Consider the following 26,412-nt stretch of genomic DNA (forward strand, 5'->3'; position numbering starts at 1 on the left):
CCATGATGGACATTCTGATGTTCGCTGGATTCGTAGTAATCGCCTCGACCTTCGCCATCGGCATGTGGGCGCTCGGCCGATGGCTGCGTAGCAAGGGCTACGGGCCGCAGCTCGATAAGCTGGATCGCCAGTTCACGGCCTTGCAGCTTCGGGTAAGCCCGCTCGCCCTGTCAGCTTCCTATCGCATGTTTTCCGGGGCACAGGCGCTGAATCGCCTACCGCTGCTTGGCAGCAAGAATAACGCCGCTCTGAACCAGCAAGTGTTGATGGCCATCCAAGCCGCACAGGAAGCCCAGAAGCGAGAGAAGCCCGGTAATCGCTGATCGCTGGCCAGCCCCACACAACCCCGCCTCAGTGCGGGGTTTTTTGCCTTCCGCACGCCCTCCGTCTATTACACACCCTGTAACGCTCTGCGCTGCGTCCTGAGCAATTTTCGCCACTATGCGCACCCTCACCGTTACCTCACCCTTAAAAAGCGTTTTTGGCAGCCCCTGTGACCTTCTGGTAGGCGCGATGGGTCATTCGCCCTAGGCCTTTCCTTTGGGTGTCCATTCAGATGCCGCAGACGGCACGATGTACCAGGTGGTTGAGGTGGTGTGTGTTCGACGGAACGAAGCGACGGGAAGCCCGCAGGGAGGTGCCCCATCAGTCGCCGACTTTTACAGCCGGAGCGGGTTTTAAAGTTTTAATTAAGTTTTAAAAGATTTAGAGAGAAAATCTGCCAAATTTCTCTTTAATTTCAATAACTTACAGAAAACCCCGGTCCCTAATAGACGGGTTTTGGCCCCTAATAGACGGAATCCGGTCCCTAATAGACGGGGATTAGCCCCTAATAGACGGACTATCCACAGGTTGTCGGCCCCTAATAGACGGAACAGGTACCAGTTTGGGTCCTTTGTCCGGAAACTGTCCGCCAATCAAACGACAAAGGCCCGGAATCGGGCCTCATGAATACATCTCACCGTCTATTAGGGACCGGGAGAATCTGCTTGCACGTTCCGGTGCCTCATAATGAGCTGCGGGCCGCTCTGTCCGGGTTCCTCCGTCAATGTGTACTCGGGCAGGTCATTCGCGGTGATGATCTTTCGCAGGTTCTCGGTGAACTTCTTGAGCGTCCCCGTCGAACCACTGCGCTCGTAAATCGTGGCAAAGCTCCACTTGGCCTCTGTACGCCCAGCGGCCCTTCGCGCAAGCCGATACAAATACCGGCCGATGCCCGGCTCGATCAGGAAGTAGTCCGGGTGCACAGTCAGAACCTCCGGGCGCTTGCCATCGACCACCTCGCGGTAAATCCACTCCGGGGCTTCGATCTCGACCGAGCTGATCCTCTTGGTGTCCGTGCGGGACAGAACACGATAGCGCGCAATCAACCCTTCGGCCTCCGTCGTGCGGAACTTACCGTTTTCGCGTACGGTCTTGATGGTTGTGCCTCGCAACCGATCTAGCGCGGCCTCCACCTCTTCAACCTGACGGCTACCGTCACCGCGCCGGGCGAATTTGAGAATGTCACTGACATGCGGCCGGAATACTCTCCCCGGCTTGTCGCCCTTTCCTTCTCGATAGCGGTTCATAGCTTCGGTCAGGTGGGACACCAGCATCAGCACAATGTCGTAGTCCCACACTGAGGCCATACCGTGCGCGCCTGCGGACACTTCCACGTATCCATCCGGCAGGTCATAGCGGACCAGTTCACCGGCTCGCTTATCCTTCTTGGACAGACGGAACACGGCCACGTCCATGACGCTGCGGCTGTCGCGGGTGCTTACGTCATAGAGCGTTGGAGCGAAGAAATCTGACTGCTCGTCACCCTTGGGCGGTTTGCGCACAAGGGTCGCCGGTTGTGAACTATGAGCTGCCGGGCGGCGTTCTTGGTCTGCTTCGCGTTGCAAGCGAGCGGCAGCGTGCTCGTATGTCTCGCCGGGGAGCGCTGCCGCCTCGATGCGCTCCCTGTTTCGTCTCCGGATGTTCTCACCAAGGCGATCCAGCGCGCCTCCCAATTCGCCTAGCACGGCGCCTATCGGCTGGGGACCGCTGTGCCTGCTAGTCATACGGGTAGCCCATCCCGCGCCGCACAAAGTCGGTAGTAGGCAGCTCGCTCGCGGGCACCGCCTGCATACCTCTGGCCACGGTTCAGGCGCCCATTCCGGGCCGGGGGGCCGGGCTGGAATGTTTGCACGCATCAATCCATGCCTCGACCTCGGCCAAATCCCATACGACCTTGCGGCTACTAAGTGCGATGCGCTGAGGGAATTTCCCCTGCTTTTCAAAGTTGTAGATCGTGCGCTCGCACAGTGGAATCATCTCTAGCAGCTGCTTTTTGCTAATGAGAACTTTACGCGCTCTCCTTAATTCTCTTTCCACACCGAATACCTCATTTTGTCATTGTCTGAGGTTTAATTATTGCTACACAATGCCGGTGATTTCCAGCATTTCAGTACGATTTTTTTCAATTAAATCAATCACTTAGTGTCCGAAAATTCACGGTTTGACGGACAATCTTGATAACTCAAACCGCTGTTTTTATTAGGTTTAAAATAGGCACAGAAAGCCAATTTATTGCGTCCGGAAATTCATACGTTTTACGGACAAAAAAATGCCCACCGAAGTGGGCATTTCGCGACAAAATGCAGGTCTCAAGGCTCCGAATCAGTCCTTGGGTCGAGGTTTCCTGAGTGTCCACTCGTCAATCATGTCCGCCCAATCCTGTAGCATTGCCCGGCGCTGATCGCGGTACTCGGCCTTGTTGTAGACGGCTCGAACGCCCTTCTGTTCGTGCGCAAGGCACTTCTCGATCCAGTCAGTGTTATAGCCCGCCTCATGCAGTAGCGTGCTGGCTGTGCGCCGCAAGTCGTGCGGTCCGAACTTGCCAAGCGACTGCCCTTCCTTCTGAGCTAGACGATAGGTCAGCGTGAGCACCTGATTGAGCGTGGCGCTGCTCATCGGCAAGTCCGAGTCATAGCGAGATGGCAGTACGTACTCCGAACCGCCCGCGAAGGTTTTCAGGGCAATGAAAATGTCCAGCGCCTGCCTAGACAGGAACACCAAATGGGGGTTGCGGCGTTTCATCCGCTCCTTGGGGATTGTCCAGAGCGCGTCGGTGAAATTGATCTCGCTCCACGTCGCGTTAGTTAGTTCGCTTTTGCGTACCATCGTCAGCAACAGCAGCTTGGCGGCCGCCCGAATGGAAGGCGTGGTGCCAATGCGCTCCATGTACTGGTACATCAAGCCGATTTCATCGGGCGTCAGTGCTCGATCTCGCGGCTCGAACTTGGCGATAGTCGAGGGGCGCACCAGATCGGCCGGGTTCTCGACCTTCTGGCCGCGTTCGATGGCCCAGCGATAGACCTGCAAGACGATCTCTCGCGAATGCACCGCCGTTGCCGGTGCGCCTCGCTCTACAATGGCGTCTGTCAGCGCTCGCAAGTCTTCATGGGTAATCTCTACCAGTTTTTGGTTGCCAAATTTCGGCTTTAGCTCGCGCTCGTAGACTGAGCGGCGCATGTCTCGGGTATTGGGGGCCATCTGATAGCCGCGCAACCACTTCTCGGCCCACGCGCCGAATGTCTCTGCATCCTTGACGCGGGCTTTGTCCCGCGCCTTCTCCTTGGCTGGAGATTTCCCTGCGGCGATCATCTTCTTAGCTTCGCCCAGCCGTTCGCGGGCTTCCGCTAGCGTGATCCCTCCGACACCGTAGCGGCCGAAGGTGATTGTCTCCTGCCTGCCGTGGATCGAGTAGTTGTAGCGGAATGAAATCGAACCCGCAGGCGTGATGGCCACGTAGAGGCCGTCACGGTCATTCACTTTATAGAGCTTGTCCTTCGGCTTGAGGTTGCGCAGCTTGGTATCAGTCAGCATGGTCGGGTTGGGTTTCCTCTCAAAAATACCATGCTCAAAAAAGCCCCACACATCCTCAAAAACTTCTTTCAGGACAATGAGTTATCTAAATTCGATACCATGAACACCCCATCAGAAGCGGCATGGTATCGAGTGCCGAACATGGCATCAGGTTCAAATCGTACCATCTACCATGCCATAAAAACGGGGTGCTTGGCGATGCGAAAATTTGCCAGACAGTGCCACACCAAGAACGAAAAAAGCCCGCAGTTACGCGGGCTTAGGGGTGTTTTAATGCACTTTGGTGCCAGTCTATGCCGGACGCGGGATCATTCCCACTCGATCGTCGCCGGCGGCTTGCCGCTGATGTCGTACACCACGCGGGAGATGCCGTTCACTTCGTTGATGATGCGGTTGGAGACGCGGCCGAGGAAGTCATACGGCAGGTGCGCCCAGTGCGCGGTCATGAAGTCGATGGTTTCTACCGCACGCAGGGAGACCACCCAGTCGTATTTGCGGCCGTCGCCCATCACGCCGACCGAACGCACCGGCAGGAATACGGTGAACGCCTGGCTGACTTTGTTGTACAGGTCGGCTTTGTGCAGCTCTTCGATGAAGATGGCATCGGCGCGGCGCAGCAGATCGCAGTACTCTTTCTTCACTTCGCCCAGCACGCGCACGCCCAGACCCGGGCCCGGGAACGGATGACGGAACAGCATGTCGTACGGCAGGCCCAGCTCCAGGCCGATCTTGCGCACTTCGTCTTTGAACAGCTCTTTCAGCGGCTCGACCAGGCCCAGCTTCATCTCTTTCGGCAGGCCGCCCACGTTGTGGTGCGATTTGATCACGTGCGCTTTGCCGGTGGCGGAAGCGGCGGATTCGATCACGTCCGGGTAGATGGTACCCTGCGCCAGCCATTTCACCTGCTCTTGCTTGCAGGCCTCTTCGTCGAACACTTCAACGAACACGCGGCCGATGATTTTACGCTTGGCTTCCGGCTCGTCCACGCCCGCCAGTGCGGTCAGGAAGCGGTTTTCCGCCTCGACGTGCACGATGTTCAGGCCGAAGTGGTCGCCGAACATTTCCATCACCTGCTTGGCTTCGTTCAGGCGCAGCAGGCCGTTGTCGACGAACACGCAGGTCAGGCGTTTGCCGATGGCGCGGTGCAGCAGCATCGCGGTCACGGAGGAGTCGACACCGCCGGACAGGCCGAGGATCACGTGGTCTTCACCCACCTGCTCGCGGATGCGCTCAACCGCATCTTCGATGATGGTGGCCGGGGTCCACAGGGCTTCACACTGGCAGATGTCCAGTACGAAGCGCTCCAGCATGCGCTGGCCCTGGCGGGTGTGGGTCACTTCCGGGTGGAACTGCACGCCGTAGAAGCGTTTTTCTTCGTTGGCCATAATGGCGAACGGGCAGGTGTCGGTGCTGGCGATGGTCACGAAGTCGGACGGGATCGCGGTCACTTTGTCGCCGTGGCTCATCCACACGTCCAGCAGCGGTTTTCCGGCCGGGCTGATGGCGTCTTCGATGTCGCGCAGCAGCGCGCTCTCTTTGACGATTTCCACCTGCGCGTAGCCGAACTCGCGTTCGGTGGAACCCTGCACATGGCCACCCAGCTGCATCGCCATGGTCTGCATGCCGTAGCACACGCCCAGCACCGGCACACCGGCGTTGAACACGTAGTCCGGGGCGCGCGGGCTGCCGGCTTCGGTGGTGCTTTCCGGGCCACCGGAGAGGATGATGCCGCTTGGGTTGAATTCGCGGATCTGCTCTTCGCTAACGTCCCAGGCCCACAGTTCGCAGTAAACGCCGATTTCGCGCACGCGGCGGGCGACCAGTTGGGTGTATTGCGAACCGAAGTCCAGTATCAGGATGCGATGCTTATGGATATTTTGTGTCATGTGAGGCGAATTCCAGCAACAAGAGAAAAAGAGCGAAAATGTGTGTTTCGGGATGGGGCTTAACGCCCCACCCCGGCCTCTCACTCAGGAGAGGTTAAGGCATTAGCCCATGCGGTAGTTCGGCGACTCTTTGGTGATGGTCACGTCGTGCACGTGGCTTTCCTGAATGCCGGCGCCGCTGATGCGCACGAACTCCGCCTTGGTGCGCAGATCGTCGATGGTGGCGCAGCCGGTCAGGCCCATGCAGGAGCGCAGGCCGCCCATCTGCTGGTGCACGATGGCTTTCAGCATGCCTTTATAGGCCACGCGGCCTTCGATACCTTCCGGCACCAGTTTGTCGGCGGCGTTATCGGTCTGGAAGTAACGGTCGGAAGAGCCTTTGGACATCGCGCCCAGCGAGCCCATGCCGCGGTAAGATTTGAACGAACGGCCCTGATACAGCTCGATTTCGCCCGGGGATTCTTCGGTGCCCGCCAGCATGGAGCCAACCATCACGCAGGATGCGCCCGCGGCGATCGCTTTGGCGATGTCGCCGGAGAAGCGGATGCCGCCGTCGGCGATAACCGGGATGCCGGTGCCTTCCAGCGCTTCCACCGCGTCGGCGATGGCGGTGATCTGCGGCACGCCCACGCCGGTCACGATGCGGGTGGTGCAGATGGAGCCTGGGCCGATACCCACTTTCACCGCGCTCACGCCGGCTTCAGCCAGCGCTTTGGCGCCCGCTGCGGTCGCGACGTTGCCGCCGACGATCTGCAGATCCGGGTATTTGGCGCGGGTTTCGCGGATGCGCTGCAACACGCCTTCGGAGTGGCCGTGCGAGGAGTCGATCAGCAGGACGTCAACGCCTGCCGCCACCAGCGCGTCAACGCGCTCTTCGTTGCCGGCGCCGGCGCCGACCGCCGCGCCCACGCGCAGACGGCCGTGCTCGTCTTTACAGGCGTTCGGCTTACGTTCCGCTTTTTGGAAGTCTTTAACGGTGATCATGCCCAGCAGGTGAAAGCTGTCGTCCACCACCAGCGCTTTTTCTACGCGCTTTTCGTGCATCTTCTGCAGCACCACGTCGCGCGCTTCACCTTCTTTCACGGTGACCAGGCGATCTTTCGGCGTCATAACCGCGGTGACCGGCTGGGTCAGATCGGTCACGAAGCGCACGTCGCGGCCGGTGATGATGCCGACCAGCTCGTTGTCTTCGGTGACGACCGGGTAACCGGCGAAGCCGTTGCGCGCGGTCAGCTCTTTCACTTCCTGCAGCGTGGTGGATGGGGTAACGGTCTGCGGGTCGGTAACTACGCCGCTTTCATGCTTCTTCACGCGGCTGACTTCTTCAGCCTGGCGCTCGATGGACATGTTTTTGTGGATGAAGCCCAGGCCGCCTTCCTGCGCCAGCGCGATGGCCAGGCCGGATTCGGTAACGGTATCCATGGCTGCGGACAGCATAGGGATGTTCAGGCGGATGGTTTTGGTCAGTTGAGTGCCGAGCTCTGCGGTGTTAGGCAGAACCGTGGAGTGGGCTGGAACCAGGAGGACGTCGTCAAACGTCAGAGCTTCTTTAGCGATACGTAGCATGGGCAATATCTCACCAGGGTGGGCTGTGAAAAAGATAAAATATTGCCGCGGCATTATACAGAGCGGAATCGGTTGCCTCCAGCACTTTCTTACAAAAAGTCTTGATTACCTTTTTCAGCCATGTAGTATCGACCAATTAAGTGATTGTTTTGAAATTTGATCTGGGTCACATGTCGCTACCTGTTTCGCCTTCCATTTTTACCGTAAGCCGCCTCAATCAGACGGTTCGCCAACTGCTGGAAAGGGAAATGGGGCAGATTTGGCTCTCCGCCGAGATCTCCAACCTCTCCCAGCCCGCCTCCGGCCACTGGTATTTCACGCTGAAAGACGATCGCGCCCAGGTGCGCTGCGCGATGTTCCGCAACAGCAACCGCCGCGTCACCTTCCGGCCGCAAAACGGCCAGCAGGTCCTGGTGCGCGCCAGCATCACGCTGTATGAACCGCGCGGCGACTACCAGCTGATCGCCGAGAGCATGCAGCCCGCCGGCGACGGCCTGCTGCAGCAACAGTTCGAGCAGTTGAAACAGCGCCTGAGCGCCGAAGGACTGTTCGATCAGCAATTCAAGCAGCCGCTGCCCGCCCCGGCCAAACGCGTCGGGGTGATCACCTCCGCCAGCGGCGCGGCGCTGCACGATATTCTGCAGGTATTGCAGCGGCGCGATCCGTCGCTGCCGATCGTCATCTACCCCACCTCGGTGCAGGGCGCGGAAGCGCCGATGCAGATCGTGCGCGCCATCGAGACCGCCAACCGCCGCGACGAATGCGACGTGCTGATCGTCGGCCGCGGCGGCGGTTCGCTGGAGGATTTGTGGAGCTTCAACGACGAACGCGTGGCGCGGGCGATCTTCGCCAGCCGCATTCCGATCGTCAGCGCCGTCGGCCATGAAACCGACGTCACCATCGCCGACTTCGTCGCCGATCTGCGCGCACCGACCCCTTCCGCCGCCGCCGAACTGGTCAGCCGCAATCAGCTTGAGCTGTTGCGCCAGCTGCAGTCGCAGCAGCAGCGGCTGGAGATGGCGATGGATTACTACCTGGCGCAGCGCCAGCAGCAGTTCACCCGCATTCACCACCGTTTACAGCAGCAGCATCCGCATCTGCGCCTGGCGCGCCAGCAAACGCTGCTGTTCAAGCTGCAGCGCCGGATGGAAGACGGCATGCAGCAACAGCTGCGCCTGGCCGCCCGCCGCAGCGAACGCGCCCAGCAGCGGCTGGCGCAAGTGCAGCCGCAGGGCCGCATTCACCGCTATCAACAGCGCGTGCAGCAGCAGGAATACCGCCTGCAGCAGGCGATGGAGCGGCAGCTTAACGCCTACCGCCAGCGCTTCGGCGTGGCCTGCAGCCAGTTGGAAACCGTCAGCCCGCTGGCGACGCTGGCGCGCGGCTACAGCGTGACGCAAACCCCACGCGGCGAGCTGCTGAAAACCACCAAACAGGCGCAGGTCGGCGAACTGCTGAAAACCCGCCTGCAGGATGGCTGGGTAGAAAGCGAGGTGAAAACCATCACCGTCGCCAAGAAGCCGCGCAAGAAACGCGCGGCCGAGTAACCCCTACTCCAGCGTAAAACGCTCGCCCGGTTCGCCGTTCACCCACAGCGCGCGCATTTCGCCTTCCGGTAAACTGAGCGCCAACGTGCGCCAGGCCGGGCGGAAACGCCCTTCCGTCGTGATATCCAGCATGATGCGCTGATGGTCGCAGCGCATTTCCCAGCGCAGCCACAGCGCATCGCCCTGTCGCCAGCCCTCGCTTTCACCGTCGTCCTCAAACAGCAGCCCGCTGCTTGCGCCGCAGCCCTTGAGCGGAAACAGCCGCAGCTCGCGCCGATCGTCGGCGGCCACGTCCACATGCGCCAACCGCTGCGACAGCGGCAGCGCCGCCCCGGCGCGCACCAGCAGCGGCACACGCTCCAGCGGCGCCGCCAGCATCACCGTCTGGCCGCCGCCGAACCACTGGCCGCTGTAGAAGCAGTACCAGCCTTCGCCGTTGTCCGGCAGATACACCGAACGGCGACGTTGCCCCGGCTCCACCACGCTGGCCACCAGCAGATCGCGGCCGATCAGAAAATCGTCGTTCTCGCCGAAGGTGCGCGCATCCTGTTCATGATCGAGGAAGGTCGGGCGCAGCATCGGCTCGTCGTCGGCGCAGGCCTGCCACAACAGGGTGTAGAAATACGGCATCAGCCGGTAACGCAGGTTGATCGCCTCGCGCACTGCCGGGGTGGCGGCCGGGTACATCCAGGGCTCATTGACCGTGGCGTCGTCGTTCCAGGAGTGAATGGTGAAACGCGGATGCATCACGCCGTTTTGCACCCAGCGCACCAGCAACTCCGCATCCGGTTTGTCGCCGGAGAAGCCGCCGACATCGTGGCCGAGGTTATACAGCCCGGACAGGCTCATGCCCAACCCCATGCGGATGTTGTAGCGCAGCGTCTGCCAGCTGGTGCGGTTGTCACCGCTCCAGGTCTGCACGTAGCGCTGCATGCCGGCACAGCCGGAGCGCGAGATCAGGTACGGCCGCTTCTGCGGCGCGAAGCGCTGCTGAGCCTCCATCGAGGCGCGCATCATCAGCAGCGGCATCACCGGGCGGATGTGCTTGATGGCGATTGGCCGCCCGAAGCCGTGGCAGCGCGCTTCGCCATCCCACACTTCGTACTCGTTGTTGTCGTTCCAGGTCGAGTCGATGCCCATCTCCAGCAGCTGCTGCGTGACGCCCTGCTGCCACCAGCGCACCGCCGCAGGGTTGGTGAAGTCGAGGTGCGATCCCTCGTCGTCCCAGAAGCTGGAGCGTTCGGGCGCGTCGCTTTGCGAATCGCGGATAAACAGCCCCTGCGCCGCCACCGCCTGATACTGCGGGTGATCCTGCAGCAGGCACGGCTTGATGTTGGCCGCCAGCCTGAGGCCGGCGTCGTGAAACGCCTGGCTCAGTTGCTTGGGCTGCGGCACCTTGTCGTAGTTCCAGTTGAACACGTAGCGCTTGTTGTTGATCGAGGTGTAGCCCGACGACAGCTGGAAAGAGTCGCAGGGAATGGCGTGTTGGCGACACAGCGCGATGAACTGCTGCAGCTGCTGCTGGGCGTCCGGCGCGTCGGTGTAGTGCATGGTCGAACCGCTGTAGCCCAGGCTCCACTTCGGCCCGAAGTGGGTGCGGCCGGTCAGGCGTACGAAGGCCTTGGTGACGTCCACTACCTTCGGCCCGAGGAACAGGTAGTAATCCAGATCGCCCGCTTCGGCCTGATAGCGGCGATAGGCCGCGTGGTAGTTGTCGATCTCGTTGCCCAGATCCAGCCAGCAGCTGCTCAGGTTGTCGTAAAACAGGCCGAAGCTCGCCTCCGGCCCACGGGTGATGGTGAACGGAATGTGCTTGTACAGCGGATCGGTGCTGGCGGCGTTGTAGCCCATGGCGTCCAGGTTGCGCATTTCGAAGCGGCGGCCGGTGCGTTCCAGATCGCCGGCCTTCTCCCCCAGGCCGTAATAACGCTCATCGGCGAAACGCCGCTGATAGTGCGCCACGCCGTCGCCGTGCGCATTGAGCAGGTAGGCGCTGGTCGGCCGATCCGCCGCCAGCGGCCGCCATTCGCCGGCGGCGTTGCAATATTCCCATTCCAGCCACAGCGGCTGATGCACCGTCACGCGCAGCAGCGGCGTGCTGACCATCAGCCGCTCGCCCTCCTGGCGCAGCTGATAGCCCGGCAGGCTGAAGCCGGCGACGCTGAGCCGATCGCGCCCCTCCCAGGGCACATCCTCCTGCGGCGCGATGCTCCAGGTGCGATCCAGCGCCAGTTCGCCCTCACGTTTTATCAACACGCGGAACAGACCGTCTTCCAGCACGTACAGGCAGAAACGGTGGCGTTCATCGACCAGCAGCTCAACGTGGTCGGCATGCTGCGCCGCCAGCGTCCAGTTTTTCAAGGTTTTCATAAGCATTCCACTTAGCTGTGTGAAGGTGTTTTCTTACCGCCGCGTTCGGCGATCAGGGCAATCAGGAACAGGGCACCGATCAGATCGAAGAAGCCCATGGCGATGAACAGCGGGTTGAAGCCGATGGTGTCGGATACCGCGCCGATCAGCAGCGTGAACAGGAAGCTGGCGATCCAGGCGCTGGATCCGCGCATGCCGTTGACCGTCGCCATCTGGTTTTTATCGAACGACTCCACCACCAGCGCGCTGAGCATGCAGGAGATCACCTGGTGGCCGAAGCCGCCGATCGAGATCAGCGCGATCGCCACATAGGGATCTTGGGTGATCGCCACGAACGCCAGCGACACCATCAGGAAAGCGCCGGTCACCGAGCTGGCGACCACCGAGTTGACGCGGCTGCAGCCGAACCATTTGCGGTACAGGGTGGTGAGATAGCCGCTGGCGACGCTGCCGATATCCGCCGCCAGAAACGGCAGCCAGGCGAACATCGCGATCTGTTTCAGATCCATGCCGCGTTCGGTGGCCAGGTACAGCGGCACCCAGAAGCTGAATACCGCCCAGGCCGGCTCGGCGAGAAAGGCCGGGATGGCGATGCCGTAAAACTTCTTGTTCTTGCACAGGCTGGCCAGCGAGGTGAGGAACGGCAGCTTAGGCAGCACCGGTTCGTTGTCTTCGCGGATCAGATCCAGCTCTTGCTGGCTGAGGTTCGGGTGCTGCTGCGGCGAGTGGTAGAACAGCCACCACAGCACCACCCAGATCAGCGCCAGCCCGCCGGAGAACAGGAAGGCGCCCTGCCAGCCGAAAGAGACGTGAGCGATGACGATGATCGGCGGCGCCAGCATGGCGCCGATGGAGAAACCGACGCCGGCCCAGCCGGCGGCGATCGGCCGCTCCTTCTTCGGGAACCAGTCGGAGATCGCCTTGGCGTTGGCCGGGGTGGCCGCCGCCTCCGCGCCCCCCATGAAGAAACGCAGAATGGCCAGTTGCAGCCAGCTGCCTGCGCCGGCGTGCAGCATGCATACCACCGCCCAAATACCGGCGCAGATCAGAAAGCCCATCTTCAGGCCGATAACGTCGATCAGCCAGCCGCAGATCGGCTGAAACACCGTGTAAGCCAGTTGGAACGACGCCACCACCCAGGCATATTGCTCGGTGCTCATGTTCAGGCTGGTTTTCAGCTCCGGCGCCAGAATGCCCAGCGAGTTGCGGGTGATGTAGTTGACCGTGACGCCCAGCAAGAACAGCGCCAGCATCCACCAGCGCAGCGATTTGAACTTGCGCCGGCCGCTCTGCGCGACCGCCTGATTGATCTCCACACTCATCGGTTCTCTCCCCGCGGCCGCCGGCTACGGCGACGCGCGTTTTGGTAGGGTACGTTGTGCTATCAAACACGGGGCGGTGAAAACGGGTCGGCGCCGTATCATTGGCCGACAGATAATCACAACCCCATGATTTATTTTTGTTTTCTTTTTCGCACACCGTTAAAATTGGACTGACAGGTCGCTAAAATTGGTGTACCAATGCAGACTACTCAGCGAGAGCGCGCAGCGAAACGGGGTTTTTTGCAAAGATTTTCACAGACGGGTGAAAAAATAGTCATAATGACCAAGAAATCCGGTCAAGACGCTGAAAATCTGCAATGAAAATATTCTCACGGACGAATTTGAAGGAGATCACAGAATGAACGGAAAGCTGAAAATTCAGGAGATCGCTCGCCAAACCGGGTTGTCGATCAGCACCGTTTCCCGCGTGCTGGCGGGCAAGGCCAACACCAGCGCCGAGGCGCGCCGCAAGGTGCTGGACTGTGCGCAGCAAAACGGCATTCTGCAGGGCATTTCCAGCGGCCGGCTGATGCTGAACAACGTGATGGTGTTCGCGCCGCAGCGCGCGTTCGACGTGCGCACCGACATCTTCTACTACAAGGTCATTCAGGGTATCGCCGCCGCGCTGATGGAGCACGAGGTGCGCATCCGCTACTGCGGGCTGGAAGAGCAACACAGCGACGGCGCGCTGTTTCTGGAAAAAATGAGCGACCCGCACACCGAAGCGGCGCTGATCATCGGCATCGACGACGAGCATATCCACACCCTGGCCGCCGATCTGCACAAGCCCTGCGTGCTGATCAACTGCAGCGATCGGCAGATGCGGCTGGACAGCGTCTCGCCGGATCATCAGCTGATCGGCGACTATTCCGCCAGCTACCTGTTCCAGCAGGGGCACAGCCATATCCTCAATCTGCAATGCCTGCGCCGCCACACCATGGAGCTGCGGCTGGCGGGCATCCGCCAGGCCTACGCCCGGCATCATCTGCCGTTCGACGACGGCCGCCATCTGATCACCACCTCCGGCTTCGGTGGCGAAGAGGCCGAGCAGGCGCTGACCACCTATCTCGATGGCATCCACGGCCACGCCCCGCTACCGACGGCGATCCTGGCCGGCGGCGACTACATGGCGGTCGGGGCGGTCAAAGCGCTCAACAAGCGGGGGCTGAGCGTGCCGGGCGACGTCTCGGTGATGAGCACCGACGGCTTCAATCTGGCGGAAATCCACGATGTGCCGCTGACCTCGGTGCAGGTGCCGCGCGACGAACTGGGTTACGAGGCGATCCAGCTGCTGCAGCGGCGCATGCTGCGCGCCGACGCGCCGCCGTGCAATCTGCTGCTGCACGGCCGGCTGGCGGTGCGCGCCTCGGTGCGACGCATCAGCCCGCACAAGACCGCGCCGGCGGTGAGCACGCATGACCACAGGCTTTATGACGAGTAGGCTACACTTAGGCACAGTGCATTCATTCGATGAGGTAAAATTTTTGCCTAAGGAGAGCCACTATGCCAGCCCAGCGCATGCGTTCCGTCATTCCTCCCTACATGCTGCGCCGCATCATTGAACACGGCAACGCCCCGCAGCGCGACTGCGCGCTGCACACGCTGAACCACGTGCAAAGCCTGCTCGGCAACAAGCCGCTGCATTCGCCGACCGAGAAAAACGCCCGAGCCGGCGAAGCGCTCCGCGATATCTACGACGCCCAGAACGGCACCCAGCTGCCCGGCAAACAGGTGCGCAAAGAGGGCCAGCCCAGCAACCACGATGTGGCGGTGGACGAAGCCTACGACTATCTCGGCGTCACCTACGATTTCTTCTGGCAGGCCTACCGCCGCAATTCACTGGATAACCAGGGGCTGCCGCTGGTCGGCAGCGTGCACTACGGCAAGGAGTACCAGAACGCCTTCTGGAACGGCCAGCAGATGGTGTTCGGCGACGGCGACGGCGAGATCTTCAACCGTTTCACCATCGCCATCGACGTGGTCGGCCACGAGCTGGCGCACGGCGTGACCGAGAGCGAAGCCGGGTTGATCTACTACCAGCAGTCCGGGGCGCTCAACGAGTCGTTGTCCGACGTATTCGGCTCGTTGGTCAAGCAGTTCCACCTGCAGCAAACCGCCGATAAAGCCGACTGGCTGATCGGCGCCGGGCTGCTCGCCGAGGGCATCAAAGGCAAAGGGCTGCGCTCGATGTCGGCACCCGGCACCGCCTACGACGATCCGCTGCTGGGCAAAGACCCGCAGCCCGCCAGCATGAAGGATTATATCCAGACCAAGGAAGACAACGGCGGCGTGCACCTCAACTCCGGCATCCCCAACCGCGCCTTCTACCTGGCGGCGACGGCGCTGGGCGGCTTCGCCTGGGAGAAAGCCGGTTACGTCTGGTATGACACGGTGTGCGACAAAGCGCTGCCGCAAAACGCCGACTTCGCCACCTTCGCCCGCACCACGGTGAAACATGCGCAAGCGCGTTTCGACCAGAGCGTGGCGGACAAGGTGCAGCAAGCCTGGCATCAGGTGGGGGTGGAATAATGAAACCGCTGCCGACGCTCAATCAGGATACGGTCATTGAGCTGGCGCGCGAGGGAGGCTTTGCCTACATTCCCAAACTGGCGGGCCAGCGCCGCATCGCGCTGGCCGATATCACGCCGGAGCAGCGGCAGCGCCTGAATCAGTTGCTGAACCAGACGCTGCCCTACGCGCAGGAAGAAGGCCAGCCCAGCTCCCCCGGCTGCGGCGACCAGCGCTACTACCGCGTGCAAATCAACTACACCAGCCCCACCCTGAGCACTGAGATCGTGCTGTTAATCCCGGAAAGCAGCGCGCCGCAGGCGCTGGTGGATCTGTGGAAAACCGGCCAGGTGGATGAGTGAGGACTTACAGCGGCTGATAGCTGAAATTCACCCGTTTTTTGGAGATCAGCCCGTGCCCGTTCTGGCACAGGTAATCCACCGCCCCGCAGGCTTTCAATTCTTGCAGCGGCTGCCCGCACTCCGGGCAGCTCGCCAGCTGCCGATAATCGCGCTGGCAGGCTTCACAAAGGTAGTGACCCGCTACCCACTTCATGGTCTGACGGCATTGCGGACAGTGCGCTTCCATAACGACTCCAGGTTAAATCGCGCCCCATGAGCGCAAGAAATAAATCCCCAACGCGGTGGTGAAGAACGAACCGACGGTGGTGATGGCGATAATGTTGGCCGCCAGCGTGGCGTTGCCGCCCATGGCGCGCGTCATCACATAGCTGCCCGACGCGGTCGGCGTGGCGGAAAACAGGAAGATAATGCCCAGCGCAGCCCCCTGAAACCCGCACAGCCAGCCGGCCAGCGTCATCAGGCACGGCACCAGAAACAGCTTGGCCGCCGACGACAGCGCCGCCACGTTGGACGAACGGAACATGGCGCGAAAATCCAGGCTGGCGCCGGTGCACAGCAGCGCCAGCGGCAGCGACAGCGCAGAGATATAGCTGCCGGTCTGGCGGATCACGGTCGGGATGCCCAGCCCGGTTTGCGCGTACAGCAGCCCGCACACCAGGCCGATGATCAGCGGGTTGGTAACGATGCTGCGCAGCAAAGACAGGTGGCTGATTTTCTTGCCCTGCCCGCCCTGCAGGCTGCGCGTGAGGGTGATGACCGACAGCACGTTGAACAGGATCACCGTCACCGTCAGGTACAGCGAGGCGAGCGCAATGCCTTCGCTGCCGTAGGCGGTCATGGCGTAGGCCAGGCCGACGATGGCGGTATTGGCGCGGAAACCGCCCTGCACGAACACCCCTCGCTCACGCGGCTCTTTCACCAGCCACTTGGCGGCCAGCTCCAGGAGCAGGAAGGTCGCCAGCGTGCCGACCGCGCCGAACAGCACCAGCGGCAGGTTGCCGAGCAGCTGCGGGTGGTTGGTGGCGATGCTGAAAAACAGCAGGCATGGCAGCGCCAGATTGAACACCAGGCGGGTCGCGCCGTCGACGAAGCGGTCATCCATCAGGCGCCAATGGCGCAGCAGGATCCCCAACAGCATCATCAGCAGATTCGGCACGGTGACGTTGAACGCAAAACTCCAGGTTTCCCAGGACATGGTGTTCCTTCAGGCAGGCGAGGTAATCTTCAGATAATAAAACGATTTCGGGCCAATAAAAAAGGGGCGCGGCATCACTGCCGCGCCCCTCATGAGCGATTACTTGCTCTTTTTCAGGTGGCTCATCAGGCGCTTGCGCTTACGCATCTGGGTCGGCGTCAGCAGGTTGCGTTTGCCGGCGAACGGGTTGTCACCCTCTTTGAACTGGATGCGGATCGGCGTCCCCATCACGTTCAGCGAGCGGCGGAAGTAGTTCATCAGGTAGCGTTTGTACGAATCGGCCAGATCGCTGACCTGGTTGCCGTGGATCACCACGATCGGCGGGTTGTAACCGCCGGCGTGAGCATATTTCAGCTTCACGCGGCGGCCGCGCACCAACGGTGGCTGGTGATCGTCAACCGCCATCTGCATGATTTTGGTCAGCATCGAGGTGTTTACGCGGCGGGTTGCGCACTCGTAGGCTTCCTGCACCGATTCGAACAGGTTGCCGACGCCGCTGCCGTGCAGAGCGGAAATGAAGTGCACGCGCGCGAAGTCGACGAAGCCCAGACGCAGGTCGAGCATCTCTTTCACGTGCTCGCGATCTTCTTCGCTCATGCCGTCCCACTTGTTGACCGCAATCACCAGTGAGCGCCCACTATTGAGGATAAAGCCGAGCAGCGAGAGATCCTGATCGGAGATGCCTTCACGCGCGTCGATCACCAGCAGCACCACGTTGGCGTCTTCAATCGCCTGCAGGGTCTTGATCACCGAGAATTTCTCGACGGTTTCGGTCACCTTGCCGCGTTTGCGCACCCCGGCGGTGTCGATCAGCACGTATTCGCGTTCGTCGCGCACCATCGGAATGTAGATGCTGTCGCGGGTGGTGCCCGGCATGTCATACACCACCACGCGCTCCTCGCCGAGGATGCGGTTAGTGAGCGTAGACTTACCGACGTTCGGGCGACCGACAATCGCCAGCTTGATCGGCAGATCCTGCGGGTTGAACGCTTCTTCCGGCTCTTCGTCTTCTTCGCCTTCCAGCGTTTCGCCGTTTTGCTCGGCCCAGTAAGCGGCGTTGGCCTCTTCCTCGGTCAGCTCGACGTCTTCCGGTTTTTCCGGCACAAACGGCACCAGCACGTGTTCGATCAGTTGGGTCACGCCACGGCCGTGGGAAGCGGCGATAGCGTAAACTTCACCCAGGCCGAGCGAGTAGAAATCGGCGGTGGCGGTGTCCGGATCCAGGCCGTCGGTCTTGTTGGCCACCAGGAAGGTCGCCTTCTGGCGGCTGCGCAGGTGCTGGGCGATGCCCTGATCCGCCGGCATCAGGCCGGCGCGGGCGTCGACCATGAACAGCACGATGTCCGCCTCTTCGATCGCCAGCAGCGACTGACCGGCCATGCGCGTTTCGACGCCGTCTTCGGTGCCGTCGATACCGCCGGTATCGACGATGATGAATTCATTGCCTTCGATTTCAGCACGACCATACTTGCGGTCACGCGTCAGCCCCGGGAAATCCGCCACCAGCGCATCGCGCGTATGGGTTAAACGGTTGAACAAGGTGGATTTACCCACATTCGGGCGCCCGACCAGCGCGACGACAGGTATCATTGTTGAAGCCTCATTACTTAATAATCAATGCGTTACTGCACTGTGGATAGACACCAGCGGTACAGCTTATAAAAATACGAAACGGCCCCTGAACACTCAGGAGCCGTTTTCAAGCCTTGCGACGAGCGGCGTTAGCGGGTGAAAGCGTAAACTTTCCCGCCGCGAGCCTGGATGACCAGCTTGTCGCCGGCCACCATCGGCGCAGACAGGAAGCCGGAGCTGTCCACTTCCTGCTGGGCGACAAAACGGCCATCGGTGGTGTTGATCCAGTGCAGATAGCCTTCGGCGTCACCGGTCACCAGATAACCATTATACATCACCGGCGGCGTCAGGTTGCGGTGCAGCAGATCGCTCTGCGTCCACACGGTCACGCCGCCTTCGGTGCTGAGCGCGACTACGCGATCGTTTTGGTCGATCAGGTAGATGCGGCCCGCGTCGACGATGAAATCGTTCACCGAACCCAGCTCGCGTTTCCAGATAATCTGGCCGGAACGCAGATCCAGCGCCGTCAGGTTGCCGTTGTAACCCAGCGCGTAGACCACGCCGTCAACGATCACCGGCGTGGTGTCCACGTCGTTCAGGCGATCAATTTCGGTCGCGCCGCTCGGCTGAGAAATACGCTGTTGCCAGATCAGTTGCCCCTGCTGCATCAGCACGGCGCTGACGCGGCCATTGTCACCGCCGACGATGGCGGCGCCAAAGGCGACGGCCGGCGCGGATTCACCGCGCAGCGACAGCGAAGGCATGTCCAGGTTAACCGTCCATTTCACCGCGCCGTCGGCTTCGTTCAGCGCCTGCAGCATGCCGTTGGAGGTGTGCACCAACACCATGCCGTCGCTGACAACCGGACGGGAGATCGCTTCGCCGGCCACTTTGGTCTGCCAGGCGATGGCGCCGTCGGCGGTGTTCAATGCGTAAACCACCGCTTTTTCGCTGCCGACGTAAACCTTGTCACCCGCGACCGTCAGGCCGCCGGACAGCAGCGCAGACAGGTTGCTGGAGAAGAAGCCGGTCTTCTCGGAGAGATTGACCTTCCACTTCTCGTTGCCGCTGTCGGCGTCCATCGCTTTCACGATGCCGAAGCGATCGGCGGCGTAAATGGTGCTGTCCTGATAGGCCGGACGCAGGTGGGAGTAATACTCACCGATGCCGTCGCCCACCGAGGTGCTCCACGCCTTGCTCGGCGTAAACTGATTTTCAACTTTCGGCAACGGCGACATGGTAACCACGTCTTCTTCGCTGTTAAACAGCGAGCAACCACTCAGCAAGGCAGCGGAAACCAGTCCGACCAAGAGTGTTTTACGCAATTGCATGGGAATTCCCCTTAGCTGGACAAGTTATTCAATTTCATGCGCAGCAGAACCTGCAGCGCCTGAGAAGCGTTGGACTCAATGCCCTTGCTGTAAGCTTCGCGCGCGCCCTTGACGTCGCCCTTGGCCAGCAGCACATCGCCGCGCACATCCTGCATCATCGCCGCCCAGCCTTCGCCTTTCACGCCATCCAGCGTTTTCAGCGCTTCATCCAGCTTTTTCTCCTGCAGCTGGACGCGCGCCAGACGCAGGTCGATCATCGCCAACAGGTTGTCGTCTTTGGTCTGGCCCTGCGCCAGCGCCAATTGCTGTTCCGCCTTGGCGAAATCATTCTGTTCGACAAAGTGCTTGGCCAACTGCAGCGCGGCCAATACGCCGTAGCTGTTGCCGTTAGCCTGGACAAATTTCTCCGCGGCAGCCACGTCATCCGGCTTGCCGGCCGCCAGACGATCGCTGGCTTCCTGATAGGATTGCGATGCCGCCATCATGTTGGAGTTTTCATGGCTCTGCCAGTAACGCCAGCCAACCAGGGCACCAATTCCGAGCACCACGCCCACCGCCAGCGCTTTGCCGTTCTCGGCAAAGAACCGACGCAGTGCGTCGACTTGTTCGTTTTCAGTGGTATAGACTTCCACGGTGTCCTTCTCCTTAACCTAACATCAAAGCCAGACGCGCAGCGACTTCGCTTTGCGCCAGCGTTTCTTGTTCACCACTGCGCAGGTCTTTCACCACCACCTGCTGCGCCGCCACTTCGCTCTCACCCAGGATCAGCGCGATGCGCGCGCCCCATTTGTCCGCACGGGTGATCTGCTTCTTGAAGTTGCCGCCGCCGTAATTGGTCATCAGCTTCAACTGCGGCGCGGCGTCGCGCACCTGTTCAGCCAGCTGCATCGCCGCGCTCTGGGTGCCCGCGCCGGAAGAGATGACATACACGTCGATAGCCGACGGCGCCTTGAATTCCGGGTTAACCGCCTGCACCAGCAACACCAGGCGTTCGAGGCCCATGGCGAAACCGACCGCCGGGGTGGCACGGCCGCCCAATTGCTCGACCAGGCCGTCGTAACGGCCGCCCGCGCAGACAGTGCCCTGCGCGCCCAGGCTGGTGGTCACCCACTCAAACACGGTGCGGTTGTAGTAATCCAGACCGCGCACCAGGCGCTCGTTAACGGTATATGGGATACCTGCCTGCGCCAAAAGTTCACACAGACCGGCGAAGTGAGCACGGGATTCTTCGTCCAGGTACTCGGACAGGCGCGGCGCGTCGTTCAACAGCGCCTGCACCTCAGGATTCTTGGAGTCCAGCACGCGTAGCGGGTTGCTGTACATGCGGCGTTTGCAGTCTTCGTCCAGCACCTCGACGTGCTGCTCCAGGAATGCCACCAACGCGTCGCGGTAGTTGGCGCGCGCCTCCAGCGAACCGATGGAGTTCAGCTCCAGCTTGACGTGCTCGGCGATGCCCAGCGCTTTCCACCAGCGGGCGGTCAGCAGGATCAGCTCGGCGTCGACGTCCGGGCCTTGCAGGCCGAACACTTCCGCACCCAGCTGATGGAACTGACGGTAGCGGCCCTTCTGCGGGCGCTCGTAGCGGAACATCGGGCCGATGTACCACAGACGCTGTTCCTGATTGTACAGCAGACCATGTTCGATGCCGGCGCGCACGCAGCCAGCCGTCCCTTCCGGACGCAGCGTCAGGCTTTCGCCGTTGCGGTCTTCGAAGGTATACATCTCTTTTTCCACGACGTCGGTCACTTCACCGATCGCGCGTTTGAATAACGGGGTCTGCTCTACAATCGGCAACCGGATTTCGCTGTAACCGTAGCTGCCCAGCACCTGCTTGAGGGTGCCTTCAATACGCTGCCATAATGCCGTTTCTTCCGGCAGGTAGTCGTTCATGCCGCGAATGGCTTGAATGTTCTTTGCCACGTGAGTTCTCTGTCCGTTGTCTGTAAAAATGAACCTGATTATAGGGACTTTGCCGCCCGGTATTCAACGCGGATGCGGTTTTCTGCCCTTCAGGTTCATAAACAAGCGGGCCAACAGGCCCGCCGTGTAGCGATAACGCTTATTTTTCCAGCAGATTGACCGTGATGCGGTTGCTTTCGTCCATCATCGCGGCCTTGGCGCGAATTTTCGCTTCCAGCTGGTCGATCATCTGTTCGTTGTCGAAACGCTCTTTCTGGCGCACACCGTCTTCATAGAAGCCGCTCTTCTTGTGGCCGCCGGTCACGCCCATGGTGGACACCAGCGCTTCGCCCGGGCCGTTCACCACGCAGCCGATGATCGAAACGTCCATCGGCGTGATGATGTCTTCCAGGCGCTGCTCCAGCGCGTTCACCGTGCCGATCACGTCGAATTCCTGACGCGAACAGGTCGGGCAGGCGATGAAGTTGATGCCGCGCGCGCGGATGCGCAGCGACTTCAGGATATCGAAACCGACCTTCACCTCTTCGACCGGATCCGCCGCCAGCGAGATGCGCAGGGTGTCGCCGATGCCTTCAGACAGCAGCATGCCCAGGCCGATGGCCGATTTGACCGACCCGCTGCGTGCGCCGCCGGCTTCGGTGATGCCCAGATGCAGCGGCTGATCGATGCGCGAGGCCAGCAGGCGGTAGGATTGCACCGCCAGGAACACGTCCGACGCCTTGACGCTGACCTTGAACTGATCGAAGTTGAGCCGATCGAGGATGTCCACGTGGCGCATGGCGGATTCCAGCAGCGCTTCCGGCGTAGGTTCGCCGTACTTTTCCTGCAGGTCTTTCTCCAGCGAGCCGCCGTTGACGCCGATGCGAATCGGGATGTTCTTGTCGCGGGCGCAGTCCACCACCGAGCGAATGCGCGATTCGTTGCCGATGTTGCCCGGGTTGATGCGCAGGCAGTCTACGCCGTATTCGGCAACCTGCAGTGCGATGCGATAATCGAAGTGGATATCGGCGACCAGCGGCACGTTGACCTGCTGCTTGATCAGCTTGAACGCCTCGGCGGCGTCCATGGTAGGAACCGAAACGCGGACGATGTCAACGCCCACGCGCTCCAGCGCTTTGATCTGATTAACCGTTGCTTCAACATCGGTGGTACGGGTGTTGGTCATCGACTGCACGGCAATCGGCGCGCCATCACCAATAGGCACCTTGCCGACGTAAATGCGTGTAGATTTTCGACGGTTGATGGGCGCTTGGTTATGCATTACTTACTCTCCATTGCTGCTCTGACATCACGACCAGCCGCGCGATTACTGCGCGGCGACGGTCAGGCGAGCAACACGGTTTGACTTAACGAACCGGCTTAAATCAACCGGCTTACCCTGATACTGGATCTGTACTGCCGCCGGCGCGCCGATGGTCAGTTTATACGGCGCAGTGCCGGCCAGGTTCAGCTTGCCACCCTGCTTCTGGGTGCCGCTGAACAGCGTCTTACCGCTCGCATCGGTCACCTGCAGCCAGCAGTCGGCGGAGAAATCCATCACCAGCGCATTCGGATCGGCCACCGGCGCGGCCACGCCCGCATCGGCGGTCGGCAACGGCGCCTGTGCCGCCGGCGCGGTTTCCGGCAGGGTGGTCTGGCTTGGCGACACCACGGCAGGCTGCTGCTGAGCCGCTGCGCCGGCATCGGCCGGCGCGGCGCTGTTGTCGGTCAACGGCACGTTGGTGCCGGTGTCGGCATTGCCGTCGGTCAGCGGCACGGACTGCCCTTCGTTATTCTGCGAAAGCTGTGCCGAGGACTGATCGGCCATGGTGGCGATCTCTTCCTGCTGCGCCTTGTGGTTTTGCCACCACCAGGCGCCGGTCAGGCCGATCACCACGAACACGATAAGCCAGGTGAAGCTCATCAGCCAGCCGTCGCGTTTCTTGCGGCGCTTGCCCAGCGAGAAGCTTTGCATCGGCGCCACTTTCGCCATCTTCAACGGCGCCTGCTTGGCCAGCATCGGCAGCAGTTCGTCTTCCGGCAAATGCACCAGCTTGGCGTAGGAACGGATGTAGCCGCGCACGAAGGTGGACGCGAGGTCAGCGGACACGCTGTCTTCCTCGATATCGCGCACGGTGGACATTTTGAGACACAGGCGTTCTGCAACGGTCTGTTGGCTCAGCCCGAGTTGCTCACGGGCCTGACGCAGGCGCTGGCCCGTCGTCATGGATACGGTTTTATCTTGGGAGGCTTCAGTATTCATTAGCTAAGAACTGCTGGTACTGTTTGGATTGTGGAAAACTTCGCGCTAGCTGCTTGCCATAGCGTTGAACGCTATCCTGACGGCCGGCTAACGCGGCGAAACGAATCTGTAACCATAAGCTGCTGGCGCTGGCCGGCAGAACATGCTGATAAACATCCAATAAAAGTTGCGACTGGGCGCGCTTCCCTTCTCCAAATTGCTTTTCGGCCTCCGCCAACAGCGGAGTGCCTTTGTCCGGATCGACCTTCAGCGCGCGGCTCAACAGCGTGCGCGCTTCATCGTTTTGTCCGGCCTTGAGAAAACAGTAACCTGCGTTTTCCAGGCTGTCGGCGACCTGGCCATAATCGGGCGCCAGCGCCGCAGCGCTAAACTGCTGTTGCGCCGGTACATACTGCCCTAAACCGCAAAGAAACGCACCGTAATTATTCAATACGGTGCCATTGCCCGGCGCAAGTTTGAGCGCCTGCCGATAACGCTGTTCGGCCGCGGTATTTTCACCGATCCGCTGCTCATAGAGCGCCATGCCCAACTGCGTGCGGTAATCCTGCGGAGCTGCGTCCAGCGCCTTTTCCAGGTTCTGGCGCGCGGCGTCCATGTCGCCTTGCTGCAGGTACTCCAGGCCCAGTTGCAACCGCGTCTGGCCCGCCTCAGAGACTTGCGCTTCCTTTTCCGGCGCTGAACCGGAACACCCGGCCAACAACCCGGCCGCCAGCCACACACCCCACAGTTTCAGCTTCATGCCCGCATTCATTTCCTTATCGGCCGTCAGCTAACGCCCGCCAGCGACACGCTTTCGCATAACAGGCTGTTAGATAACAAAAAATGGTGCTATAGGATTCAGACCGCCCGTACGTTGATAGGTTCCCCGGCCATTTTCTTCTTCAGGGTACGCTTGGTACGGTCGATCACTTCACCCGCCAGTTGCCCGCAGGCGGCGTCGATATCGTCACCACGGGTTTTACGAACAATAGTCGTAAAGCCGTATTCCATCAACACCTTGGAGAAACGATCCACCCGGCTGTTGGAGCTGCGGCCGTAAGGGGCGCCCGGGAACGGGTTCCATGGGATCAGGTTGATCTTGCACGGCGTGTCTTTCAGCACTTCCGCCAGCTGATGCGCATCGTCGGTGCTGTCGTTGATATGATCCAGCATCACGTACTCGACGGTCACGCGGCCCTGGTTGGCGTTGGATTTCTCCAGATAGCGGCGCACCGCGGACAGGAAGGTCTCGATGTTGTACTTGCGGTTAATCGGCACGATCTCATCGCGGATGGTGTCGTTCGGCGCGTGCAGCGAGATCGCCAGCGCCACGTCGATCATGTCGCCCAGCTTGTCCAGCGCCGGCACCACGCCGGAGGTAGACAGGGTCACGCGGCGTTTGGACAGGCCAAAGCCGAAGTCGTCGAGCATGATTTCCATCGCCGGCACCACGTTGTTCAGGTTGAGCAGCGGCTCGCCCATCCCCATCATTACCACGTTGGTGATCGGGCGTTGGCCGGTCACCTTCAGCGCGCCGATGATTTTCGCCGCGCGCCACACCTGGCCGATGATTTCCGACACGCGCAGGTTGCGGTTGAAGCCCTGCTGCGCCGTCGAACAGAATTTGCACTCCAGCGCGCAGCCCACCTGCGAGGAGACGCACAGCGTCGCGCGGTCGGCTTCCGGGATGTACACGGTTTCGACCTGCTGATCGCCGACTTTAATCGCCCACTTGATGGTGCCGTCGGCCGAACGCTGTTCTTCCGCCACTTCCGGCGCGCGGATTTCCGCCACGCGTTGCAGCTTGCCGCGCAGGACTTTGTTGATGTCGGTCATCTGCTCGAAATCGTCGCAGCAGTAGTGGTAAATCCACTTCATCACCTGATCGGCGCGGAACGGTTTCTCGCCCATTTCGGCGAAGAACTCGCGCATTTGCTGGCGGTTCAGGTCCAGCAGGTTGATTTTGGCCGCAGCCGGTTGCTCCACGTTAACGGAGGGGGTAGTCAGCGAATTATTTTCAGACACGGTGTGCTCGGACGTGATGGGTTCTAACATAATGATCTCTGGCCTCGTTATTACACGTTATGGCGCTAAAGAATGGACAGTAAGTTGTGCATTTCAGCCCGCATGATTCGGGTGGCGGCACTAAAAACACGCCCCTGACAAGTCGTCTTATCAGGGGCGCGGCATTGTACAAATTTTAGTAGCGGGTGGCTACGGCTGAAAGGCATTCAGGGCATTTTTATTGTATCAGCCGGTGAATGCCTGGCTATCAGCAACGGCACGATTAACGTGCGCAGATTTCGCTTTCGTTGAAGAAGTAAGCGATTTCGCGCTGTGCGGATTCAACGGAGTCGGAACCGTGAACGGCGTTAGCGGTGAAGCTGTCCGCGTAGTCGGCACGCAGGGTACCGGCCAGCGCGTTGTCCGGGTTGGTTGCGCCCATGATGTCGCGGTTGCGCTGCACGGCGTTTTCAGATTCCAGAACCTGCACCATGATTGGGCCGGAGGTCATGAACTCAACCAGACCGTCGAAGAATGGGCGGCCTTTGTGCTCAGCGTAGAAGCCTTCAGCTTGCTCGCGAGTCAGACGCAGCATTTTAGCGGCGATGATTTTGAAACCGGCGCGCTCGAAACGAGCGTAGATAGCGCCGATGTCGTTGTTGGCTACAGCGTTTGGTTTAACGATGGAAAAGGTACGTTCTACGGTCATGATGGCCTCTGTATGACTTCCAAAACAGGCCGGTCTGCAATGTT

The 26,412-nt window shown here is 60.7% G+C and carries 23 protein-coding genes; 5 read left to right on the forward strand and 18 right to left on the reverse strand.

Going from position 1 to position 26,412, the window contains the following annotated elements:
• Positions 1-2 precede the first annotated feature (2 nt).
• On the forward strand, positions 3-323 hold the full coding sequence (locus ACK3CV_RS19000; RefSeq protein WP_034062118.1) for a hypothetical protein: 321 nt from the start codon (positions 3-5) through the stop codon (positions 321-323).
• A 645-nt stretch (positions 324-968) separates the two neighbouring features.
• Here the strand turns inward: ACK3CV_RS19000 and ACK3CV_RS19005 are convergent.
• The 5 genes from ACK3CV_RS19005 to guaB all read right to left on the reverse strand — a co-directional run bounded on the left by ACK3CV_RS19005 (position 969) and on the right by guaB (position 7,307).
• A complete protein-coding gene (locus tag ACK3CV_RS19005) occupies positions 969-1,826 on the reverse strand; it encodes a replication initiator protein A (RefSeq protein WP_226453467.1) in 858 nt (285 codons plus the stop codon).
• A gap of 304 nt (positions 1,827-2,130) precedes the next feature.
• Positions 2,131-2,361 carry a helix-turn-helix transcriptional regulator gene (locus tag ACK3CV_RS19010; protein ID WP_021241844.1) on the reverse strand — a complete coding sequence of 77 codons (231 nt, stop codon included), beginning with the start codon at positions 2,359-2,361 and terminating at the stop codon, positions 2,131-2,133.
• Between the two features lie 285 nt (positions 2,362-2,646).
• Positions 2,647-3,855 (reverse strand): tyrosine-type recombinase/integrase, encoded by a 1,209-nt coding sequence (locus tag ACK3CV_RS19015; RefSeq protein ID WP_273784909.1) that lies wholly within the window; start codon positions 3,853-3,855, stop codon positions 2,647-2,649.
• A 308-nt stretch (positions 3,856-4,163) separates the two neighbouring features.
• Positions 4,164-5,741, reverse strand: coding sequence for a glutamine-hydrolyzing GMP synthase (gene guaA, locus ACK3CV_RS19020; RefSeq protein WP_164037980.1), 1,578 nt, complete (start codon positions 5,739-5,741; stop codon positions 4,164-4,166).
• A 102-nt stretch (positions 5,742-5,843) separates the two neighbouring features.
• Positions 5,844-7,307, reverse strand: a complete 1,464-nt coding sequence (gene guaB, locus ACK3CV_RS19025) for an IMP dehydrogenase (RefSeq protein WP_033635581.1) — start codon at positions 7,305-7,307, stop codon at positions 5,844-5,846.
• Between the two features lie 170 nt (positions 7,308-7,477).
• Here guaB and xseA point away from each other — a divergent pair, with 170 nt between their 5' ends.
• A complete protein-coding gene (gene xseA, locus ACK3CV_RS19030) occupies positions 7,478-8,854 on the forward strand; it encodes an exodeoxyribonuclease VII large subunit (protein ID WP_049191607.1) in 1,377 nt (458 codons plus the stop codon).
• A gap of 3 nt (positions 8,855-8,857) precedes the next feature.
• Here the strand turns inward: xseA and ACK3CV_RS19035 are convergent, their stop codons facing one another.
• Positions 8,858-11,224 (reverse strand): glycoside hydrolase family 31 protein, encoded by a 2,367-nt coding sequence (locus ACK3CV_RS19035; RefSeq protein ID WP_164037976.1) that lies wholly within the window; start codon positions 11,222-11,224, stop codon positions 8,858-8,860.
• 11 nt (positions 11,225-11,235) lie between these two features.
• A complete protein-coding gene (locus ACK3CV_RS19040; protein WP_033635583.1) occupies positions 11,236-12,546 on the reverse strand; it encodes an MFS transporter in 1,311 nt (436 codons plus the stop codon).
• 358 nt (positions 12,547-12,904) lie between these two features.
• On the opposite strand from ACK3CV_RS19040, the gene ACK3CV_RS19045 reads away from it, so the two are divergent.
• The 3 genes from ACK3CV_RS19045 (at position 12,905) to ACK3CV_RS19055 (ending at position 15,416) form a co-directional block, all read left to right on the forward strand.
• Positions 12,905-13,987, forward strand: a complete 1,083-nt coding sequence (locus tag ACK3CV_RS19045) for a LacI family DNA-binding transcriptional regulator (RefSeq protein WP_060436591.1) — start codon at positions 12,905-12,907, stop codon at positions 13,985-13,987.
• Positions 13,988-14,049: 62 nt separating this feature from the next.
• Positions 14,050-15,075, forward strand: a complete 1,026-nt coding sequence (locus ACK3CV_RS19050; protein ID WP_074027035.1) for a M4 family metallopeptidase — start codon at positions 14,050-14,052, stop codon at positions 15,073-15,075.
• A complete protein-coding gene (locus tag ACK3CV_RS19055) occupies positions 15,075-15,416 on the forward strand; it encodes a protealysin inhibitor emfourin (protein ID WP_033648911.1) in 342 nt (113 codons plus the stop codon). Before ACK3CV_RS19050 ends, ACK3CV_RS19055 begins: the two co-directional genes overlap by 1 nt.
• A gap of 4 nt (positions 15,417-15,420) precedes the next feature.
• Here ACK3CV_RS19055 and ACK3CV_RS19060 read toward each other — a convergent pair whose 3' ends face one another.
• The 11 genes from ACK3CV_RS19060 to ndk form a co-directional block, all read right to left on the reverse strand.
• Entirely contained in the window at positions 15,421-15,642 is a 222-nt protein-coding gene (locus ACK3CV_RS19060) for a zinc ribbon domain-containing protein (protein ID WP_164037974.1), read from the reverse strand.
• A gap of 12 nt (positions 15,643-15,654) precedes the next feature.
• On the reverse strand, positions 15,655-16,611 hold the full coding sequence (locus ACK3CV_RS19065; RefSeq protein ID WP_047730075.1) for an AEC family transporter: 957 nt from the start codon (positions 16,609-16,611) through the stop codon (positions 15,655-15,657).
• A gap of 99 nt (positions 16,612-16,710) precedes the next feature.
• Positions 16,711-18,201, reverse strand: a complete 1,491-nt coding sequence (der, locus tag ACK3CV_RS19070) for a ribosome biogenesis GTPase Der (RefSeq protein ID WP_046897750.1) — start codon at positions 18,199-18,201, stop codon at positions 16,711-16,713.
• A 131-nt stretch (positions 18,202-18,332) separates the two neighbouring features.
• Positions 18,333-19,514, reverse strand: coding sequence for an outer membrane protein assembly factor BamB (bamB, locus tag ACK3CV_RS19075; RefSeq protein WP_033648914.1), 1,182 nt, complete (start codon positions 19,512-19,514; stop codon positions 18,333-18,335).
• An 11-nt stretch (positions 19,515-19,525) separates the two neighbouring features.
• Positions 19,526-20,146, reverse strand: coding sequence for a YfgM family protein (locus tag ACK3CV_RS19080; RefSeq protein WP_049194911.1), 621 nt, complete (start codon positions 20,144-20,146; stop codon positions 19,526-19,528).
• 13 nt (positions 20,147-20,159) lie between these two features.
• Positions 20,160-21,434, reverse strand: a complete 1,275-nt coding sequence (hisS, locus tag ACK3CV_RS19085; RefSeq protein ID WP_033635593.1) for a histidine--tRNA ligase — start codon at positions 21,432-21,434, stop codon at positions 20,160-20,162.
• 139 nt (positions 21,435-21,573) lie between these two features.
• Positions 21,574-22,695, reverse strand: a complete 1,122-nt coding sequence (ispG, locus tag ACK3CV_RS19090; RefSeq protein ID WP_016929756.1) for a flavodoxin-dependent (E)-4-hydroxy-3-methylbut-2-enyl-diphosphate synthase — start codon at positions 22,693-22,695, stop codon at positions 21,574-21,576.
• A 45-nt stretch (positions 22,696-22,740) separates the two neighbouring features.
• Positions 22,741-23,676 carry a cytoskeleton protein RodZ gene (rodZ, locus tag ACK3CV_RS19095; RefSeq protein ID WP_164141480.1) on the reverse strand — a complete coding sequence of 312 codons (936 nt, stop codon included), beginning with the start codon at positions 23,674-23,676 and terminating at the stop codon, positions 22,741-22,743.
• Positions 23,666-24,415, reverse strand: a complete 750-nt coding sequence (gene pilW, locus ACK3CV_RS19100) for a type IV pilus biogenesis/stability protein PilW (RefSeq protein WP_164037967.1) — start codon at positions 24,413-24,415, stop codon at positions 23,666-23,668. Before pilW ends, rodZ begins: the two co-directional genes overlap by 11 nt.
• 98 nt (positions 24,416-24,513) lie before the next feature.
• A complete protein-coding gene (rlmN, locus tag ACK3CV_RS19105) occupies positions 24,514-25,710 on the reverse strand; it encodes a dual-specificity RNA methyltransferase RlmN (protein WP_004941426.1) in 1,197 nt (398 codons plus the stop codon).
• Between the two features lie 232 nt (positions 25,711-25,942).
• Entirely contained in the window at positions 25,943-26,368 is a 426-nt protein-coding gene (gene ndk, locus ACK3CV_RS19110) for a nucleoside-diphosphate kinase (RefSeq protein WP_004941424.1), read from the reverse strand.
• Between the last annotated feature and the right edge of the window lie 44 nt (positions 26,369-26,412).

Source organism: Serratia sp. TSO36 (assembly GCF_057808395.1).

What these genes read in the sequence shown, in the direction of transcription:
- ACK3CV_RS19000 (WP_034062118.1), top strand. Translation starts at nt 3, where the DNA reads ATGATGGACATTCTGATGTTCGCTGGATTCGTAGTAATCGCCTCGACC.
- ACK3CV_RS19015 (WP_273784909.1), bottom strand. Translation starts at nt 3,855, where the DNA reads ATGCTGACTGATACCAAGCTGCGCAACCTCAAGCCGAAGGACAAGCTC.
- guaA (WP_164037980.1), bottom strand. Translation starts at nt 5,741, where the DNA reads ATGACACAAAATATCCATAAGCATCGCATCCTGATACTGGACTTCGGT.
- guaB (WP_033635581.1), bottom strand. Translation starts at nt 7,307, where the DNA reads ATGCTACGTATCGCTAAAGAAGCTCTGACGTTTGACGACGTCCTCCTG.
- xseA (WP_049191607.1), top strand. Translation starts at nt 7,478, where the DNA reads ATGTCGCTACCTGTTTCGCCTTCCATTTTTACCGTAAGCCGCCTCAAT.
- ACK3CV_RS19035 (WP_164037976.1), bottom strand. Translation starts at nt 11,224, where the DNA reads ATGAAAACCTTGAAAAACTGGACGCTGGCGGCGCAGCATGCCGACCAC.
- ACK3CV_RS19040 (WP_033635583.1), bottom strand. Translation starts at nt 12,546, where the DNA reads ATGAGTGTGGAGATCAATCAGGCGGTCGCGCAGAGCGGCCGGCGCAAG.
- ACK3CV_RS19045 (WP_060436591.1), top strand. Translation starts at nt 12,905, where the DNA reads ATGAACGGAAAGCTGAAAATTCAGGAGATCGCTCGCCAAACCGGGTTG.
- ACK3CV_RS19050 (WP_074027035.1), top strand. Translation starts at nt 14,050, where the DNA reads ATGCCAGCCCAGCGCATGCGTTCCGTCATTCCTCCCTACATGCTGCGC.
- ACK3CV_RS19055 (WP_033648911.1), top strand. Translation starts at nt 15,075, where the DNA reads ATGAAACCGCTGCCGACGCTCAATCAGGATACGGTCATTGAGCTGGCG.
- ACK3CV_RS19060 (WP_164037974.1), bottom strand. Translation starts at nt 15,642, where the DNA reads ATGGAAGCGCACTGTCCGCAATGCCGTCAGACCATGAAGTGGGTAGCG.
- ACK3CV_RS19065 (WP_047730075.1), bottom strand. Translation starts at nt 16,611, where the DNA reads ATGTCCTGGGAAACCTGGAGTTTTGCGTTCAACGTCACCGTGCCGAAT.
- der (WP_046897750.1), bottom strand. Translation starts at nt 18,201, where the DNA reads ATGATACCTGTCGTCGCGCTGGTCGGGCGCCCGAATGTGGGTAAATCC.
- bamB (WP_033648914.1), bottom strand. Translation starts at nt 19,514, where the DNA reads ATGCAATTGCGTAAAACACTCTTGGTCGGACTGGTTTCCGCTGCCTTG.
- ispG (WP_016929756.1), bottom strand. Translation starts at nt 22,695, where the DNA reads ATGCATAACCAAGCGCCCATCAACCGTCGAAAATCTACACGCATTTAC.
- rodZ (WP_164141480.1), bottom strand. Translation starts at nt 23,676, where the DNA reads ATGAATACTGAAGCCTCCCAAGATAAAACCGTATCCATGACGACGGGC.
- pilW (WP_164037967.1), bottom strand. Translation starts at nt 24,415, where the DNA reads ATGAAGCTGAAACTGTGGGGTGTGTGGCTGGCGGCCGGGTTGTTGGCC.
- rlmN (WP_004941426.1), bottom strand. Translation starts at nt 25,710, where the DNA reads ATGTTAGAACCCATCACGTCCGAGCACACCGTGTCTGAAAATAATTCG.
- ndk (WP_004941424.1), bottom strand. Translation starts at nt 26,368, where the DNA reads ATGACCGTAGAACGTACCTTTTCCATCGTTAAACCAAACGCTGTAGCC.